We start from the raw sequence: 17,824 nt of genomic DNA on the forward strand, positions 1-17,824 counted from the left end.
GTGCAGCACAATCCACGCCTACTCATGCTGGAGGACAGCCCGCTCGATGCCGAATTGATCCGCGAGCAGCTTGAACTGTTGACGAAAAAGCCGGAGATCCGTCTCGTCAGCAACCGCAGTGAATTTGTGAAAGCGCTGGAAGCGCGCGATTTCGACCTCATCCTTTCGGATTTTTCGCTGCCCGATTTCGACGGTATGGCGGCGCTGGACATGGCAAGCCGCGAGGTGCCGGAGATACCATTTATCTTTGTCTCCGGTATCCTCGGGGAGGAGGCCGCGATCGAATCGTTTCGGCGTGGCGCGACGGACTACGTTCTGAAGCAACGGTTGATACGCTTGCCCGCTGCCGTCGAGCGGGCACTGGCGGAGGCTCACGAGAAAGCCGAGCACCGGCGCGCGCAGAACCAGAAGGAACTGCTCGTCCGCGAACTGAGCCATCGGGTGAAAAATACCATGGCCATGGTCATGTCGCTCGTACGCCGGACGGCAAAGAGCAGTCACACGGTCGACGACTACGCGTCGAACGTGCTTGGCAGGCTTCGGGCGATGGCTGACGCACATGCGCTCCTGTTCGAAACGAACTGGAGCAAGGCGGAGCTTGCCGACGTCGTACGTCGAACCCTGGCACCGTATATGGAGGGCCGCGGCAACCGGTTCGTGATCGATCCCGGTCCGACCGTTCATCTTGACCCGAAGTCCGCACTGGCGCTCAGCCTGGTCTTCAACGAACTGACGACCAATGCGGTGAAATACGGCGGGCTGTCACAGGATGGCGGTCATATCGCGATCAGCTGGGTGCGCGACGCCGTGAAGGTGGGAAAGGCAACCATGACCCTCACCTGGCAGGAGATTGGCGGCCCGACCGTCACGCCACCCGAGCAACAGGGTTTTGGTACGACGCTGGTGGAGCGGAGCATCCAGTATGAACTCCGAGGGAACGTCGAAATAGACTATGCCGAGACAGGCCTCGTCTGCCGGATCACCTTCCCGATACCGTCATTCGACTGAAGTTCAGAACTCCGGCGCGGCTGCGCCTTTAGACGCCGCGTCGAAACTGTGTCAGAACGAACTTTGATGAGAGCCCGAGCGCCTAGTTCTGGATCTTCGACGAAGGCGCGTCACGTGGCTCCTGAGTGGCCCCGAATGTCTCTTCCATCAGCGAGGAAAGCTTGTGGGCCGTCCAGGGCTTGGGAAGCAGCGGCAATCCCTGCAGCCTCGTTTTGACTTCCGGCAGTTCGGCGTAACCGGTGCAGACGATGATGGGGACAGAACGTGCCTGCAGTTCCTCGATCACCGGAAAGGACAACTCGCCGTGCAGGTTGAGATCGACCACCGCACCGGCAAGCTCGTTGCGAGGAATGGCATCGAGCGCATCGACCAAACGTCCAAACGGTCCGACGACTTCGTGTCCACGGTCGAGGAGGTAATCCTCCATGTCCATGGCAAGAAGGAGATCATCCTCCAACAGGAGGATTTTCGCGGATTCGGTATAGGCTGTGCTGTCGGACATCATTTCACGCATGGTTAAAACAGGAAGTTGCGAAATGGCGAGCGGTACGCTTTTTTCAAGGGCAAAAAGCCCGCAAGCATTACAGACATGACGTGTATGGAACGCTGCCACTCTTTTCGATGCGATCGGCTGATGGCGGAAGAGGTGGGATTCGAACCCACGGTACGGTCTCCCGCACGCCGGTTTTCAAGACCGGTTCCTTAAACCACTCGGACACTCTTCCTCGCTGTCAGGCTTTATAATCGCAGAACTGCTCTCGTCAACTGGAGATGCGCTTCGATTGCTGCACTGGTACCCTAGTCTTTGGAGGAGAAGGCGGCAATCAAAGTATTAATAGAATATTACTTTAAGTATCCGTTAACCATACTGGATACAATTTTAATTACTCAACAGTTTTCGTTCGCATTTTAGCCACGAAAAAAGCAAATCTAGGCATCCATCAAAGACGGGGCCGAACGGGTCTCGCTTGGTTCATTGATCGGAACGACGAATCGATCTTCGAAGCTCAAGCGCTCGTTGTGGCAAGAAATTATGGGGCGGACAGGTTTTGCGTTTGAGTGGCGGTATTGTTTCGCTAAGTGCGAAGTGGCTTGGCATGACGGTGGTTTTCGCGGCGATGGCATCCTGTGCCACGACAAAGCCGACGCCTGAACCTGCGCAGAAGCAGGTGCGCAGCAAGGAATACTTCTCCGAGAAGGAGTATGGCGTCAAAGCCAGTCCGCGCGTCGTCAAGGACGGACAGCCGGTACCGAAAGGCGGCGGTCGCTTTATGGTCGGCCAGCCTTACCAGGTGAGGGGCAAGACCTACGTTCCCAAGGAAGATCCGCAGTATAACAAGAGTGGTCTCGCATCCTGGTATGGTTCGGCCTTCCATGGCCGTTATACCGCCAATGGCGAGGTCTATGATTCTGCCAGCCTCACGGCAGCCCATCCGACGTTTCCGCTGCCGAGCTATGCCCGCGTCACCAATGTCGAAAATGGCTCGTCGGTCATCGTCCGCGTCAACGACCGCGGCCCGTATCACGCCGGCCGCATCCTCGACGTGTCCAGCAAGACGGCCGAGCTCCTCGATATGAAGCGTTCGGGCACTGCCAAGGTCAATGTCCAGTATGTCGGCCGCGCTCGTATGGATGGTGAGGATACACCGTTCCTGATGGCGTCCTACATCCGCAAGGGCGATCGACTGCCGTCCTTCAATCCGGGTGGCGGTCAGAGTTCAAGCGGCGTGATGGTCGCGTCGAACCAGCCATTGCGTGACCAGATGCAGAGCTTCGGTTCGTCCGTACCGACGCCTGCCGCCTATCCGAGCCGTGCGCAGAGCAACGCATCCTCGAAGAGGGGCTTCCAACAGGCCGAGCAGTATGCGGCGTCGCCGCGCCCGGTCGAGCGTTCGACGGCTGAGACTGTTCGTGCCCAAGCACCGCAGCGACAGGTCGCGGCAGTTGCGCCAAAGCCGGCACCAGTTCAGGCTCCGACCCAGAAGGCGATCGCAGCCCCGGCTCAGCAGCAGGTTGCAAGCCAGCAGCGTTACGTTCAGCCAGTCGCTCCGGCGCGGGCAGAACAGCAGATCCGCCCGGTCGCAAACCGGGCACAGCAGGCCTGGACCTCCGAAACTGCCTATGTCGAGCCGCCTAAGGGCCACAAGCAGCAGGTCATGTTCGGCAACGTCCTGCTGCAGGACTAAGCGGCCCGGCACGGCCCGACCCCCTGAGGCGACGCGTCTGACGTCCCGATCGGCAGCGCGTTGTTCGCGCTGTCTTCCACAAAGCATCCTATCTCCGAAAATTGATTCCTGTTCGCGGATCGATGCTGTAGGCATAGGTCGAAACGTTTCTGGGGGCATGATGCGACGCTTTCTGTTTTCGGCCTGCCTGTGCGTCACGGCAGCCTTTTCCGCGACACAGACCGTGTCTGCGCAGGACGCCGCACCAGCCTTCGCGACCAAGGCCAGACAGGTCTATATGGTCGAGGAAAAGACCGGCACGGTGCTGCTTTCGGCAAACGAAAACCAGTCTCTTCCTGCTGCCTCGCTCGCCAAGCTGATGACCATGGAAGTGGTGTTCAGCGCGCTCCAGCGCGGCGAGATCACGCCCGAAACCAGCTATCCCGTAACCGAGTTCGCCTGGCGCACCGGTGGCGCGCCTTCCGGCACTACGACCATGTTTGCGGCGCTAAAATCGCAGATGAAGGTCGACGACCTGATCCGGGGCGTGATCATCCAGAATGCCAACGACGCCTGCATCATTCTGGCAGAAGGACTGTCCCGCTCCGAGGCCGAATTCGCGACGCGCATGAACGCGCGCGCCAAGGATCTGGGGCTTACGCGCTCTGCATTCGGCAATTCGACGGGCCTACCGTCTGCCGAAAGCCGGACCACCACCCGTGACATGGTGGAACTCGCGCGGCACCTTCAAAAGACATATCCGCAATACTACCCGCTCTATGCCCAGCCGGACTTCACCTGGAACAAGATCTTTCAGCGCAACAAAAACCCGCTGCTTGCTCTAAATCTCGGCATAGACGGGCTTGGAGCCGGCTATGCGGAAGGCGCAGGTTTCTCGTTCGTCGCTTCGGCACAGCGCGAAGGAACGCGGCTTTTCCTCGCCATGGGGGGATTTGCCAGTGACAAGGAACGGGTGGAAGAGGCGCGCCGGGTGATGGAGTGGGGGCTCTCCTCGTTTCAGACCAAGGTGATCTTCGCGCAAGGCGAGGTGATCGGCCAGGCAAGCGTCTATGGCGGCACCAGCCGCCACGTCGATCTCGTCGCGCAGGAGCCGGTCGATCTCTACCTGCCGACCAATAGCCCCGATCGCCTTTCGGGCCAGATCGTCTACCGCTGGCCGCTTCGCGCACCTGTCACGAAAGGACAGGAAATCGGCGTTCTCAGGATCTCGTCCGGAGATCGGCTGGTCCGGGAAGTGCCGCTGATGACGGCGGATGCCATCGAAGACGGGACACTCTTCAACAAGGCGACGGACGCGGTTCTGGAACTGATGTTGTTCTGGCTTTGACATGTTCCGTGACGCGCCAATATGGGCTATGAACCGATCGACAGGCGCAATACGGGACTAGGTGTGACACAACAATCCGGGCTATTCGTGACATTCGAAGGCGGGGAAGGGGCGGGGAAATCCACCCAGATCCGCAGACTTGCCGATCTCCTGCGCCGGCGTGGTTACGACGTTCTGATGACGCGGGAGCCGGGCGGCTCGCCGGGTGCCGAAGCGGTTCGCCACGTTCTGCTGTCGGGTGCAGCCCAAGAGTTCGGGACTAGGCTCGAAGCGATCCTGTTTGCGGCGGCCCGCAACGACCACGTCGAGGAGGTCATCCGGCCGGCGCTCGCAAGCGGCGCAATCGTTCTCTGCGACCGGTTCATCGATTCCTCGCGCGTCTACCAGGGCGCCACCGGCAATCTGGAGTCCGATCTCATTGAGGCCTTGCAGCGTGTCGCGATCGACGGCGTCAAACCGGATTGTACCGTGATCCTCGATCTGCCCGCAGAAATCGGCCTTGGCCGTGCCCGCAAACGCGCGCCGGACGAAGCCCCCGACCGTTTCGAGCGGGAAGAGATCGAGACCCACGAAACGCGCCGCCAGGCTTATCTCGCGATTGCCACCGCCGATCCCGGCCGCTGTCACGTTATCGATGCCGACCGCGATGAGGAGATCATCGCCAAGGAGATCGCAGCGCTGATCGAGCCCATGGCTTTGAGCCTCGGCGCTGATCAGGCCGGCGTCACGGGTTCATCGGAATGAGCGACCAGGATCCGCATATTCTGGACGGCGCCATTTCGCCCGCCAGAAATCCGCACCTGTTCGGCCATCGTGCCGCGGAGGATTTTCTGAGTGCCAGCTACAAAACGGGCAAGGGCCATCACGCCATCCTGATCGAGGGGCCGGAAGGGATCGGCAAGGCGACGCTGGCCTTCCGTTTCGCCAATCATGTCCTCTCCCATCCGGAACCGGAAAGCGCGCCTGATCACATTGCCGATCCGGATCCAGACAGCGCCGTCAGCCGCCAGATCGCCTCGGGCGCCTCGCACAATCTTCTGCATCTCTCTCGACCGGTCGACGACAAGACCGGAAAGATGAAGACGGCGATCACCGTCGATGAAGTGCGCAGGGCCGGGCACTTCTTTTCCCAGACATCCGGAACCGGAAACTGGCGCATCGTCATTATCGATGCGGCCGACGACCTCAACCGCAATGCAGCCAACGCGATCCTCAAGATCCTCGAAGAACCGCCGCGGCGTGCGCTCTTCCTGGTTTTGTCGCATGCCCCCGGACGGCTCTTGCCGACCATCCGGTCCAGATGCCAGCCTCTCAGGCTGTCACCGCTCAGTGATGCCGATCTTGCAAGCGCGCTCGCAGCCCTCGGCAGCCCACTCGATGGCGGCAAGACCGAGGAAATGGTTCTGTCGCAATCCAAGGGAAGCGTCGCGCAGGCACTCAAACTTTTGAACTACGGCGGCGCCGATATCATTTCGGCCTTCGACGATGCCGTCTCTGCCGACGGACCGGCCGCGCGCAAGGCAATGCACCGGCTCGCCGACGTTCTCTCCGGCAAGGACAGCGACGTCATCTTCGGCTTCTTTCTGGAGCATCTGTCGGACCATCTCGTCAAACGGGCGAGGGAGGCCGCATTGTCAGGCGATCTCGCCACGGCGGACCGCAGGGCAAAGCTGGTTTCCGATATGACCGAGAAGGTGAAGATCGCCCAGGCCTATAACCTCGATCGCAAGCAGACGCTAATGTCCATTCTCGAGAGCGCCAGGCTCGCCTGATCGTCGATCCGGACCATGGCGGGAAGTTTGGGTTTCGCTTGTCTGCAACATGCGCTAAGAGCGGCGTGACTTAACATCTGTCCGAGTACAGCCCATGCCGAACAAGACACCTTTCTATATCACCACCGCGATCTCCTATCCGAACGGCAAGCCGCATATCGGTCACGCCTACGAACTGATCGCGACGGATGCGATGGCGCGCTTCCAGCGCCTCGACGGCAAGGATGTCTTCTTCCTGACGGGCACGGACGAGCACGGCCAGAAGATGCAGCAGACGGCCCGCAACGAAGGCATTTCGCCGGAAGCGCTGGCCGAGCGCAATACCGAACAGTTCCGGGAAATGGGCAAGCTGCTCAATGCCTCGAACGACGATTTCATCCGCACGACAGAACCGCGCCACCATCAGGCGAGCAAGGACATCTGGAACCGGATGTCCGCTGCCGGCGACATCTACAAGGATACCTATGCGGGCTGGTATTCGGTCCGCGACGAGGCCTACTATGCGGAAGACGAAACGCAGCTGCGCGACGGCACCCGCTATGGTCCGCAGGGCACGCCGGTCGAATGGGTCGAAGAGTCGAGCTACTTCTTCAAGCTGTCCGAATACGGCGACAAGCTGCTGAAGCATTACGAGGATCATCCGGACTTCATCGGCCCGGCCGAGCGCCGCAACGAAGTGATCTCCTTCGTGAAATCCGGCCTGCGCGATCTCTCCGTATCCCGCACCACGTTCGACTGGGGCATCAAGGTTCCCGATGATCCGGCGCACGTCATGTATGTCTGGGTCGACGCGCTCACGAACTACCTGACAGCGACCGGCTACCTTGACGACCCAAATGGGCCGCGCGCCAAATACTGGCCGGCGGATGCGCATATCATCGGCAAGGACATTATCCGCTTCCACGCCGTCTACTGGCCAGCCTTCCTGATGTCGGCAGGCCTGCCGCTGCCCAAGCGCGTCTATGCCCACGGCTTCGTTCTGGCGAAGGGCGGCGAGAAGATGTCGAAGTCGCTCGGCAACGTGCTCGATCCGTTCGAACTGATCGGCCATTTCGGCCTCGACGCGATCCGCTATTACCTGCTGCGGGAGATCTCCTTCGGCCAGGACGGCACCTGCAGCGAGGATGCGATCGGCACGCGTATCAATGCCGATCTCGCAAACGGCATCGGCAATCTTGCCAGCCGCTCGCTGTCGATGATCGTCAAGAATTGCGACGCGAAGATCCCGGCACCCGGCGAATTGACCGACGCAGACCGGCAGATGCTGGCATCCGTCGATGCACTCCTGCCGATCTGCCGCGACGACATGGAAAAGCAGCTCGTTCACCGTGCGCTGGCGGCAATCATCGCCGTCGTGTCGGAAACCGACCGCTATTTCGCAGCCCAAGCTCCATGGGTGCTGAAAAAGACCGATCCGGCCCGGATGGAGACGGTCCTTTACGTAGCCGCCGAAGTGGTGCGCCAGATCGCCATCCTGTTGCAGCCCTTCGTGCCGGACTCGTCGGCAAAGCTCCTCGATCTGGTGGCTGCACCTGCCGGATCGCGTGACTTTGCGTCACTCGGCGAGGTTGGCCGCCTGACACCCGGCACGGTGCTGGAAGCTCCAAGCCCGGTCTTTCCGCGCTACGTTGCGCCGCAGCCGGCGGCATAGGGCAAGTCATGCTGATCGATACCCATTGCCACCTGGATTTTGCCGATTTCGACGCCGAACGCGACGAACTGATCGAGCGCGCCCATGAAGCCGGTGTCCGGCAGATGGTAACGATTTCGACACGCGTGAGGAAGCTCGACAGCCTGCTGGCGATCACCGAAAAATACCCGTCGGTGTTCTGCTCGGTCGGCACGCATCCCAACAATGCCAGCGAAGAGCTGGATATCCAGGCGGAAGACCTGATCCGGCTTGCCAATTCGCATGACAAGATCGTCGCGATCGGCGAAGCGGGTCTCGATTATTTCTACGACACGCAGACGCCGGCCGACCAGAAGACCGGTCTGATCAGACATATCGAAGCTGCGCGCGAAACCGGGCTGCCGCTGGTGATCCATAGTCGCAGTGCCGACGAAGACATGATCGAGATCCTGACGGCAGAAAGCGGGAAGGGGGCTTTCCCCTTCATTCTGCATTGCTTTTCGGCCGGACCCGACCTCGCCCGTGCCGGTATCGAGCTTGGTGGCTACGTCTCCTTCTCGGGCATCCTGACATTCCCGAAATCCGAGGACATCCGGGCCATCGCGAAAACGCTGCCGACGGACCGACTGCTGGTCGAGACCGACGCACCTTATCTGGCGCCGAAGCGCTGGCGTGGAAAGCGCAACGAACCGTCCTACGTGGTCAACACTGCGGAGGTGCTGGCAGACGTTCACGGCCTGACTTACGCGGACATGGCTGCGATCACGACGGATAACGCGGTCCGCTGCTTTTCCAAGATGCCGAGGCTTTGAGGTGATGGCGGCCCGGGTCGGAACGAGCACCGGATATCGGCGGCGCTTTACCGTTCTCGGCTGCGCGTCTTCGCCGGGCGTTCCGCGGCTGAATGGCGACTGGGGCGATTGCGACCCACAAAACCCGAAGAACCGGCGCACGCGCGCCTCGTTCATGGTGGAGCAGATCGCGCCGGATGGCGGCAAGACCACCGTCGTGATCGATACCGGCCCGGACTTTCGCGAGCAGATGATTGCCGCAAGCGTCCAGCGCATCGATGCCGTTCTGTACACCCATCCACACGCCGATCATCTGCACGGGATCGACGATCTGCGCGGCTATTTCATTCTGCAGAAGCACCGCATTCCGATCCATGCCGATCCGCCGACGATGGACCGCATCCGCCAGGGCTTCGGCTATTGCCTGGAAACACCGGCCGGCGGCAGCTATCCGCCGATCGTCAAGCCGGTGCTGATCGAGACGATGGACGCGCCGATCGTCATAGACGGTCCGGGCGGTGCCATCCGGTTCCAGCCGCTCAGGCAGATCCACGGCGATATCAATTCACTAGGCTTCCGGATCGGCAACGTCGCTTACTGCAGCGATGTCAGCGACTTTCCGCCGGAAACCGTGCCGAAGCTTACAGGACTGGATACGCTCATCATCGACGCGCTCCAGTACCGCACGCATCCGAGCCATCTTTCACTTCAGCAGGCACTCGACTGGATCAGCCATCTGGCGCCAAAGCGCGCGTTGCTGACCCACATGCATATTCCACTGGACTACGATCGCGTCATGGCTGAAACGCCGGGCCATGTCGAACCGGCCTATGACGGTTTGGCGTTCGAAGTCGATGTGACGGCGGATGATCTGCAGCTCTAAGGGAGAAGGCCAAGTTTTACGCTTCCAGCCACATTCTTTAGTTCCATAATCTATCTTATCTGATCTTTGGATGTTGCTGCAAAGCTGGACTGTCACACTCCCCGCATGTGAGTAGCGAGCGCGATCTGCGGCGGATCGAAGTTTCGTCCAAGGCCGGATCTTGCTTGATGACAATAGTGTCACTGGCGCATGGTCTTGACCTGAGCGAGCGCCGGATCCGCCGGATCACATCCCATACGTTTCAGTACCCAGAACATTGATGATCGAACGCAACAACTTTGTGCGCCGTCGGCATCGCGTTCAAACGGTGATCTCGACGGCGCTACCATCCGGCATCACGATGACGGCCTCGTAGAACCCGTCACCGGTCCATCTGGGTCCTGACCGCAGACAGCCGGCCAGTCGGCAACGTTCCGCCAAAGCATCGACTGCACTCTCGCTGCCAAGGGCGATGGCGATATGATCCCAGCCAACGCTTTCTTCTGTGGCGTCCGTCACCCATGGCCCGGACATGAGCTCGATCTGGTCCTCTGCACCGGGCAGGTTGGCGAACCTCGATGTGAACCCTACCCTGTTCTTGCTGTGGTAAGGTTCTCCCACCGTTGCGCCGAAATAGGTCTCGAAAAACCCGGCAGCGGCGTCGAGGTCGCGGGTCCAAAGTGCTGTGTGGGCGATGCGCATGGGTCGTTGAATTCCTCGTTTGACGAACGTGCGAAGCTACGAAAGATGCGGACGTTGCCGCCACATGCTTCACGTCGACGGAGAACCGCCATCTAGTGCGACATGCACCTGGACATCGCACCGCGCGAAGTCTCCGCGGTCGAATTCGCCATCCTCCACGATGAGATGATCGATCATCGACGTGTCCGCGACCTTGAACGGCGCGACTGTGCCGAGCTTCTCGGCCGTCGCGGCGACAACGAGAATGCTGCTCTGGTTCACCATGGTCCGCTTGAGTTCGGCTTCGCTCGGATCGAGCGCAGTGACGCCGGCGATGCTGTCCACGCCGCATACGCCGATGATGAACATGTCCGCATAGACCTGCATGGCTTCACGTATCGCCTGCGGCCCGAGGCACGCGCCTTTCGCCTGATCGTACAGACCGCCGAGTACAATGACCGTGAAGTTCGGTCGGTCTGATAGCGCCGTCGCAATCACCGGCGCGTTCGTGATGATCGTCAGCGTCTGGCTCGGATCGAGCGCGTTCGCGACCGCAAGATTGGTGGATCCGGCGTCGATGAACACGGTCTGGCCGTCCTCGACAAGCCGCGCCGCTGCCCGTGCAAGGCTCGACTTTCGATCCTTATCCAATGCAGTTCTGGTGGCCAGCGTGCCGAAATCCGGCGTCGGCAGCAGCGCGCCGCCATAGACACGACGGCAGAAGCCCAGCTTGGCGAGTTCGCGCAGGTCTCTGCGAACCGTGTCTTCGGAAACGTCGAACTGCGTCGCCAGCTCGCTCGCCACGACCTTGCCGCGGATGGTCAACTGCTCGCGGATGCGGTCGAGCCTCTCTTCTGTCAGCACGTGCCGGGTCCCTCATCAAAGTTTCTGCACGATCTTGCACATTCTTACGCATTCTGTAAACAGGGCACCATCAAGGACGGCGACGATCTCTGCCGAGGTCCAACGCTGTAATCCAGGAGCTACCGAGATGCCGAACGCCCAGATCCTCACAGGACGCCCCCGCACCGGAGGCCGACACCAATGGGCCACGCGCTCCAGCTTTCTCATTGCCGGCTCGGCCATGGCGGCCTGGGCGCCGCTGGTTCCTGTCGCCAAGGCTCGAATCGGCGTAGATGACGGCACGCTTGGCCTGTTGCTCCTGTGTCTTGGCCTGGGCTCTATCGTGACCATGCCAATGGTCGGCATTATCGCGAGCCGCTTCGGGTGCCGGGCCGTCATCGTGGCAAGCACCCTCGCCCTTGCCCTCGTGCTGCCGCTGTTGGCGATCGCAGATACTATTCCAGCCATGGCGATCTCGCTGGCGCTGTTCGGGGCAAGTGTTGGCGCGGTCGACGTCGCGATCAATATTCAGGCCGTGATGGTCGAGAAGGATAGCGACCGCAACATGATGTCCGGCTTCCACGGTCTGTTCAGCGTTGGCGGCATTGTCGGCGCGGGCGGCATGAGCCTTTTGCTCGGCGCCGGCGTTTCACCCCTGACCGCGACCTTGATGTTAAGTGCGCTGCTGCTTGGCCTGCTGGCGCAATCCTTTCGGGGCCTCCTGCCCTACGGAAACCAGGAGACCGGGGATGCGCCGTTGTTCACCATTCCGCGCGGCATCGTGGCCTTCATCGGCTTGCTGTGCTTTCTGGTTTTTCTTGGCGAGGGCGCGGTGCTCGACTGGAGCGCTCTGTTCCTCATCGGCGCACACCTGGTCGATCCGACTCAGGCAGGCTTTGGCTACACGATGTTCGCCATCGCGATGACCGTCGGTCGGCTGACGGGCGACTGGATCGTCAAAACGCTCGGCGGCATGAAAGTCGTGGTCGGTGGCGGCACGCTCGCAGCACTGGGTTTCCTGCTGACAGTCCTGGCTCCTAACCAGCCCCTGGCGTTTGCGGGCTTCCTTCTGGTAGGGCTCGGCGCTTCCAATATCGTGCCGGTTCTGTTCACAGCCGCCGGCAAGCAGACCCAAATGCCACCCAGCCATGCGATCGCTGCCATCACGACGATGGGCTACGCCGGAATTCTCATGGGTCCGGCAGCCATCGGTTTCGTCGCCCATCACTATAGTCTGGGTGTGGCCTTCGTTCTGGTTGCTGGCGGCATGGCGTTCGTCGCGCTCACCTGGCCTTTGACCGCGCGATGGTAACGCGCTGACCCGGCCTAGCCGTCAGCAAAGTCCCTGAGCTTGTCACCCGCCATCCGGTAGCGGATCCACTCCTTCTGCGGTTCGGCACCGATCGCATCGTAGACACCGATCGCCGGTTCGTTCCAGTCGAGCACGCTCCACTCGAACCGTCCGCACCCGCTCTCGACAGCGATCTTCGCGAGATGCCGCAACAGCGCCTTCCCGGCCCCGAGCCCGCGAGCGTTCGGCGTCACGTAGAGATCCTCGAGGTAGAGCCCGTTCCGTGCCTGCCACGTTGAATAATTGAAGAACCAGATGGCCATGCCGACCGGTTCGCCATCGCGTTCGCAAATAAGGCCGCGCGTGACGGATGCCGGGCCGAACATCGATGTCTCGATTGTCTCGACCGTAGCCGCGACCTCATGCTCGGCTTTTTCGAAAATGGCGAGTTCGCGGATGAAGGACAGAAGCGTCCCGGCATCGGAACGTGTTGCTTCTCGGATCGAGAGTGTCATGGAAAAGTCCGTGGGGTTGGCCGCGCCGAAAACGAGAAGGATTGGCCGCGTGAGCGTTCACGACCTATTCGGCCGCGTCCTTCACCTCGACAATTTCGATCTCGTAACTGTATCCATCCAGCATGCCATAGGCCTGCTCAATGGTCTGGATCTCGGAATCGGCCTTGCTGATCGCATCGGCAATCGTTTCGCAGCGGGATTTCAGCATGCGACCCAGAACATCCGTTTCCGGCTTGCGGCCGATCCGGTTGATGTGATTGCGGATGCGGGCGCGGTGGCGCTCCATTTCGAGAATATGGAAGCGCGCATTGACGATCCGGTCCGTGAGCTTGCGCCGCATCGAGGAAACCGGATCAAAGCTGCCAGGCTCGCGCTCATCGAGGATCATCTCGTTGACGAGCATCTCCAAAATGACGAGACCCTGCAGGTCCTTCTTGTCGGCAAGCTCGGGATCGTAACCGGTGTCGTCATAGACTTTTCGGCGGATCGGGTCGTTCAGGAGCTCGAAGGATGCCTTCAGCTGTCCGAACGTTTCCGCATCGCCGCCGGTATCGGGATGGGCGGATTTCACCCGTTTGCGGTAGGCAAGCTTGATCGCCGTCACATCCGCCTCGCGCGAAACACCAAGAATTTCATAGGGATCGATCACAGTGCCACCTGTTTTCGGAAAGTCATATCAGAAAACGCCAATCCAGTCGTAGCGACGAAGTCCAGTCGGCTCAAGCCATTATCCATTGATGTGGCCAATTAGGGGCCATCAGCCGGCAAGTCTTGCCCCTGCCCCAAAACCGACCGGTTTTCCACATGCAAGCGATCAACGCCTGAGACGAAACGGCCGGCGCCCATCGGCCACGGGCGCCATCAGGAAGCTGATGAGAACGGTCGGCAGAAGAACGACGAACGTGGCAACCAGGCTCACATGCTCTGCAATGAAGCCGAGAAGCGGTGGCACGCCGATGGTCGAGAGCATCAGTGTTAAGGCGAGCGCGGCGAGATTGTCGGAGGGCTGTCCCTTGCCACGGGCAATCGTGGTCGAGACTGCCAGGGGAAAGGCCAGCGCGATCCCGCAGCCGATTAGAAACAGCGCCACGCCGGCAACGACGAGGTTTGCGGCGGTCACCAGCAGCACGGTACCGAACGCGACGGCGATAGCGGATCCCCGGATCAGCGAGATCGGTCCTGCGACTTCCCGCAGCTTGTCGCCCGACAGCCGCGTCAGTCCCATGCCGACGGTGAAGACGGCGTAGAGGACGCCGGCCATCGCCGGATCCGCCCCCATTTCCTCGCGCAGAAAGAAGATCGCCCAGTCGTAGACCGCGCCTTCCACGATGCAGAGCCCGAACACCATGATGCAGATGAGGATGATGGTCTTGTCCGGCATGACGTATGCGGATTTTCTTTTCGTCGTCGGCGCAGCTGGCGCCGGGTCGGCGGCCGTCACCCGGAAGACGGCAAAGCAGGCTACGAGGACAAGTAGCGCCGCCACGCTCTGCTGCACAAAGGGCGATACGCCCTGCGCTGCGAGGAAACCGGACGCAAGCGATCCGAACAGAAGCCCGACCGACCAGAACCCGTGGCTTCTCGCCAGAACCTTTGTGCCGGTCCGCTGCTCGATACCGGCGGAGATCATGTTGGCGGACACATCGAAGATCGTGCGAAAAAAGCCGAACAGGAAGAAACCGAGGACAAATAAAGGGAGCGGCGCGGCCGCCAGGATCGGGCTCAGAAGCGCGACAATGGGCAGCGTGATGACCGCGGTCAGCCGTGGCGTAAGCCTATCGGTGATCCGTCCGGCCAGAGGTAGCGCCAGAAACGTGCCAACCGGGGCGCTCAAGAGCGCCATCCCGAGCACCGCCTTGTCGATGCCCATCGATTCCTGAATGGCCGGAAGCCGCGTGAACAGGGAAACGAACAGAAGAGCATTGCTGAAATAGAGCAGAGCCGGCGCAAGTAGGGTCATTACGGAATTCCGAAGCAATCACATCAGACACACTGGTGCACCGCGACTTTGACGACGACAAGACATGAACGTGGGACCCTGCCCTGCGTTAAGGTTTGCCGTCCGACTGGGCAGATCGCGGTGATGCTGAAAATATCCGCAACGCCACCTTTCCCTTTGGTGAGTATGCTCTAAACTTTATGGAAGCCGATGCTGGAGAATGTCAGATGCGCTTTCGAATAGCCTCTCTTGCCGCATTCCTCTTTCTGTCACCCGCAGGTGTCGTCCACGCCGAAGATCCGGTCGCCGACGCCCGCGCCGTCATCTCCGCCCAGATCTCCGCCTTGATGAACGACGATGCGGATAAGGCCTATTCTCTCGCGTCGCCGGGGATCCGCAGTCTTTATCCGGATAAAAAAGTCTTCTTCGCCATGGTCCGCGACAACTATGAGGCTGTCTATCAGGCCGGAACCTATGCCTTCGGCCGCTCCAAACTGGTGGGCGGCGGCGAAGTCGTGCTGCAGGAGGTGATGATCAGCGCCAAGCAGGGCAAGGACTGGACCGCAATCTACGACATGCGGCTGATGGACGACGGATCCTACAAGGTCAACGGCGTCCGGATGATCCGCAATACGGCGAGCCAGGGCATCTAGCCAAAATATGGTCGGCAGGGGCACCGCCCCTGCCCGCTCGAATATTGTCAGACCGGGTCGATATCGCCCTTGGCCCATTCCGCTTGGGTCTCTGCACAGAAATCCTCGAAACGACCATTCGCGATCGCCTCGCGAATACCCTTCATCAGATCCTGATAGTAATTGAGGTTGTTCCACGACAGCAGCATCCCGCCCAGCGATTCGTCTGCGCGGATCAGATGGTGCAGATAGGCGCGGGAATAGTCGCGCGTGGCCGGGCAGCCGGACTCCTCGTCGAGCGGTCGCATATCCTCGGCATGGCGTGCGTTGCGAAGGTTCACCTTGCCACGACGGGTGAAGGCGAGACCGTGACGGCCGGCCCGCGTCGGCATCACGCAGTCGAACATGTCGATACCGCGCGCCACAGATTTCAGGATATCGTCAGGCGTGCCGACGCCCATCAGATAGCGCGGCTTTTCCGATGGCAGAACCGGAAGCGTCTCCTCCAGCATGCGCAGCATCACGTCCTGCGGCTCGCCGACAGCAAGCCCGCCCACCGCATAACCCTTGAGGTCGAGCTGTTTCAGCCCTTCGGCAGACCGCACGCGGAGCGCCGGAATGTCACCACCCTGGACGATGCCGAACATGGCCTTGCCCGGCTGCTCCCCGAAGGCCACCCGGCAGCGCTCTGCCCAGCGAAGCGACAATTCCATCGCGCGCTCGATTTCCTTGGCCTCGGCCGGAAGCGCCACGCATTCGTCGAGCTGCATCTGGATATCCGAGCCAAGCAGGCCCTGGATTTCGATCGAACGCTCCGGCGACATATGGTGCTTGGATCCGTCGATATGGCTCTTGAAGGTCACGCCCTTCTCGTCCAGCTTTCTGAGCGCCGAAAGCGACATGACCTGAAAGCCGCCCGAATCGGTGAGGATCGGATGATCCCAGCGGATCAACTTGTGCAGTCCACCGAGCCGCGCAACCCGTTCGGCGCCCGGCCGCAGCATCAGGTGATAGGTATTGCCGAGTATGATATCGGCGCCCGTATCGCGCACCTGGTCGAGATACATCGCCTTGACGGTCCCGACGGTGCCGACCGGCATGAAGGCCGGTGTGCGGATCGTTCCGCGCGGCATGGAGACTTCGCCGAGACGGGCGCCGCCGTCTGTTGCCTTCAGATTGAACTGGAAATTTTCGGTGGTCATCGGTCGTTCCTGAAAAGCAGGCTTGAGTCGCCGTAGGAGTAAAAGCGGTAGCCGGACGAGATGGCATGGTCGTAGGCTGAGCGCATCGTCTCGAGCCCACAGAAGGCCGAAACCAGCATGAACAGCGTCGATTTCGGCAAATGGAAATTGGTCATCAGCATGTCGACTGCCTTGAACCGATAGCCGGGCGTGATGAAGATGCCGGTCGCACCGCTCCAGGGCAGTATGGTGCCGTCGTCAGCCGCAGCACTTTCAATCAGCCGCAGCGAGGTCGTGCCGACGCAGACGATGCGCCCGCCCCTCGCCCTGACGGCGTTGAGATGCTGCGCGGTCTCGGCACTCACGTAACCGATTTCCTGATGCATCTTGTGGTCTTCGGTATCGTCCACCTTCATCGGCAGAAACGTTCCGGCCCCCACATGCAGCGTCACGAAATGCCGCTCGACGCCCGCCGCGTCCAGCCTGGCAAACAGGTCGGGCGTGAAATGCAGCCCTGCAGTTGGCGCTGCGACCGCTCCCTGCTCGCGGGCGTAGATCGTCTGGTAATCCTTGGCGTCCTGCGCATCCTCAGGCCGCTTGGCGGCGATATAGGGAGGCAGTGGAATATGGCCGACCGACAGGATCGCTTCGTCGAGTGCCGGACCGGAAAGATCAAAACGCAGCGTCACCTCGCCGCCCTCTCCCTTCTCCTCGACTGTCGCGACAAGCGACCCGGACAGGCAGGTACTCTCACCGGAGCGGCCGAACTCGATCCGATCGCCGATCTTGATCCGCTTGCCGGGCCTTGCAAACGCCTTCCAGACATCCGGTTCGGTGCGCATATGCAGCGTCGCCGAAACCTGCTGACCGCCGGCGCCTTCACGATGACGGATGCCTTCGAGCTGCGCGGGAATGACTTTCGTGTCGTTGAAGACCAGCGCATCGCCCGGCTTCAGGAATGCCACCAGATCACTGACCCGCTGGTCGGAGAGGACAGGATCGGCGCCTGCGTCAACGACAAGCAGCCGGGCGCTGTCGCGCGGGTTTGCCGGCCGCAGCGCAATGTTTTCCTCGGGCAGATCGAAATCGAAAAGATCGACACGCATGATGGATGAGCTTCCAGAATAGGCAAGGCCCGCCCCGTCGAGAAGACGGAGCGGGCCAGA

Annotated in this window: 18 protein-coding genes and 1 tRNA gene; 10 read left to right on the top strand and 9 right to left on the bottom strand. The window is 60.8% G+C overall.

The genetic code is table 11. From position 1 onward, the window contains the following. Positions 1-1,008, top strand: coding sequence for a sensor histidine kinase (locus IFT66_RS05080; protein WP_342344748.1), 1,008 nt, complete (start codon positions 1-3; stop codon positions 1,006-1,008). An 82-nt stretch (positions 1,009-1,090) separates the two neighbouring features. On the opposite strand, the gene IFT66_RS05085 is transcribed toward IFT66_RS05080, so the two are convergent. Together IFT66_RS05085 and IFT66_RS05090 are read right to left on the bottom strand one after the other, a co-directional pair. Then, positions 1,091-1,522 (bottom strand): response regulator, encoded by a 432-nt coding sequence (locus IFT66_RS05085; protein WP_192076903.1) that lies wholly within the window; start codon positions 1,520-1,522, stop codon positions 1,091-1,093. A gap of 121 nt (positions 1,523-1,643) precedes the next feature. After that, positions 1,644-1,733 (bottom strand) — tRNA-Ser (locus tag IFT66_RS05090). A gap of 324 nt (positions 1,734-2,057) precedes the next feature. On the opposite strand from IFT66_RS05090, the gene IFT66_RS05095 reads away from it, so the two are divergent. The 7 genes from IFT66_RS05095 (at position 2,058) to IFT66_RS05125 (ending at position 9,597) form a co-directional block, all read left to right on the top strand. Beyond that, positions 2,058-3,194: a septal ring lytic transglycosylase RlpA family protein gene (locus IFT66_RS05095; protein ID WP_082476292.1), complete on the top strand. Its 1,137-nt coding sequence runs from the start codon at positions 2,058-2,060 to the stop codon at positions 3,192-3,194. Between the two features lie 157 nt (positions 3,195-3,351). Next, positions 3,352-4,521, top strand: coding sequence for a D-alanyl-D-alanine carboxypeptidase family protein (locus IFT66_RS05100; RefSeq protein ID WP_249406343.1), 1,170 nt, complete (start codon positions 3,352-3,354; stop codon positions 4,519-4,521). 21 nt (positions 4,522-4,542) lie between these two features. Next, positions 4,543-5,265 carry a dTMP kinase gene (gene tmk, locus IFT66_RS05105; protein WP_199864754.1) on the top strand — a complete coding sequence of 241 codons (723 nt, stop codon included), beginning with the start codon at positions 4,543-4,545 and terminating at the stop codon, positions 5,263-5,265. Further along, on the top strand, positions 5,262-6,293 hold the full coding sequence (locus IFT66_RS05110; RefSeq protein WP_192076904.1) for a DNA polymerase III subunit delta': 1,032 nt from the start codon (positions 5,262-5,264) through the stop codon (positions 6,291-6,293). The genes tmk and IFT66_RS05110 overlap by 4 nt, the downstream gene beginning before the upstream one ends. A gap of 94 nt (positions 6,294-6,387) precedes the next feature. Continuing rightward, positions 6,388-7,944 carry a methionine--tRNA ligase gene (metG, locus tag IFT66_RS05115; protein ID WP_192076905.1) on the top strand — a complete coding sequence of 519 codons (1,557 nt, stop codon included), beginning with the start codon at positions 6,388-6,390 and terminating at the stop codon, positions 7,942-7,944. Positions 7,945-7,952: 8 nt separating this feature from the next. Continuing rightward, the gene (locus IFT66_RS05120; RefSeq protein WP_192076906.1) at positions 7,953-8,735 is read left to right on the top strand and encodes a TatD family hydrolase; all 783 of its coding nucleotides are present in this window, start codon (positions 7,953-7,955) and stop codon (positions 8,733-8,735) included. Between the two features lie 4 nt (positions 8,736-8,739). After that, positions 8,740-9,597, top strand: coding sequence for an MBL fold metallo-hydrolase (locus IFT66_RS05125; protein ID WP_192076907.1), 858 nt, complete (start codon positions 8,740-8,742; stop codon positions 9,595-9,597). Between the two features lie 300 nt (positions 9,598-9,897). On the opposite strand, the gene IFT66_RS05130 is transcribed toward IFT66_RS05125, so the two are convergent. Both IFT66_RS05130 and IFT66_RS05135 read right to left on the bottom strand, forming a co-directional pair. After that, complete coding sequence (locus tag IFT66_RS05130) at positions 9,898-10,278, bottom strand: glyoxalase/bleomycin resistance/extradiol dioxygenase family protein (protein ID WP_062456878.1); 381 nt, start codon at positions 10,276-10,278, stop codon at positions 9,898-9,900. A gap of 69 nt (positions 10,279-10,347) precedes the next feature. Continuing rightward, positions 10,348-11,121 (bottom strand): DeoR/GlpR family DNA-binding transcription regulator, encoded by a 774-nt coding sequence (locus tag IFT66_RS05135; RefSeq protein ID WP_113110515.1) that lies wholly within the window; start codon positions 11,119-11,121, stop codon positions 10,348-10,350. Between the two features lie 127 nt (positions 11,122-11,248). Here IFT66_RS05135 and IFT66_RS05140 point away from each other — a divergent pair, with 127 nt between their 5' ends. Next, positions 11,249-12,412 carry an MFS transporter gene (locus tag IFT66_RS05140; protein ID WP_192076908.1) on the top strand — a complete coding sequence of 388 codons (1,164 nt, stop codon included), beginning with the start codon at positions 11,249-11,251 and terminating at the stop codon, positions 12,410-12,412. Positions 12,413-12,426: 14 nt separating this feature from the next. Here IFT66_RS05140 and IFT66_RS05145 read toward each other — a convergent pair whose 3' ends face one another. The 3 genes from IFT66_RS05145 to IFT66_RS05155 form a co-directional block, all read right to left on the bottom strand. Further along, entirely contained in the window at positions 12,427-12,906 is a 480-nt protein-coding gene (locus IFT66_RS05145; RefSeq protein ID WP_192076909.1) for a GNAT family N-acetyltransferase, read from the bottom strand. A gap of 64 nt (positions 12,907-12,970) precedes the next feature. Further along, the gene (locus IFT66_RS05150; RefSeq protein WP_062456866.1) at positions 12,971-13,555 is read right to left on the bottom strand and encodes a J domain-containing protein; all 585 of its coding nucleotides are present in this window, start codon (positions 13,553-13,555) and stop codon (positions 12,971-12,973) included. 165 nt (positions 13,556-13,720) lie between these two features. Beyond that, positions 13,721-14,866, bottom strand: coding sequence for an MFS transporter (locus tag IFT66_RS05155; RefSeq protein WP_192076910.1), 1,146 nt, complete (start codon positions 14,864-14,866; stop codon positions 13,721-13,723). A gap of 206 nt (positions 14,867-15,072) precedes the next feature. Here IFT66_RS05155 and IFT66_RS05160 point away from each other — a divergent pair, with 206 nt between their 5' ends. Continuing rightward, positions 15,073-15,498, top strand: a complete 426-nt coding sequence (locus tag IFT66_RS05160; protein WP_092662372.1) for a DUF4864 domain-containing protein — start codon at positions 15,073-15,075, stop codon at positions 15,496-15,498. A gap of 47 nt (positions 15,499-15,545) precedes the next feature. Here the strand turns inward: IFT66_RS05160 and tgt are convergent, their stop codons facing one another. Continuing rightward, on the bottom strand, positions 15,546-16,679 hold the full coding sequence (gene tgt, locus IFT66_RS05165; RefSeq protein WP_192076911.1) for a tRNA guanosine(34) transglycosylase Tgt: 1,134 nt from the start codon (positions 16,677-16,679) through the stop codon (positions 15,546-15,548). Further along, complete coding sequence (queA, locus tag IFT66_RS05170) at positions 16,676-17,764, bottom strand: tRNA preQ1(34) S-adenosylmethionine ribosyltransferase-isomerase QueA (protein WP_192076912.1); 1,089 nt, start codon at positions 17,762-17,764, stop codon at positions 16,676-16,678. The genes tgt and queA overlap by 4 nt, the downstream gene beginning before the upstream one ends. Between the last annotated feature and the right edge of the window lie 60 nt (positions 17,765-17,824).

The organism is Rhizobium sp. CFBP 13726 (assembly GCF_014841925.1).
Taxonomy (GTDB): domain Bacteria; phylum Pseudomonadota; class Alphaproteobacteria; order Rhizobiales; family Rhizobiaceae; genus Neorhizobium; species Neorhizobium soli.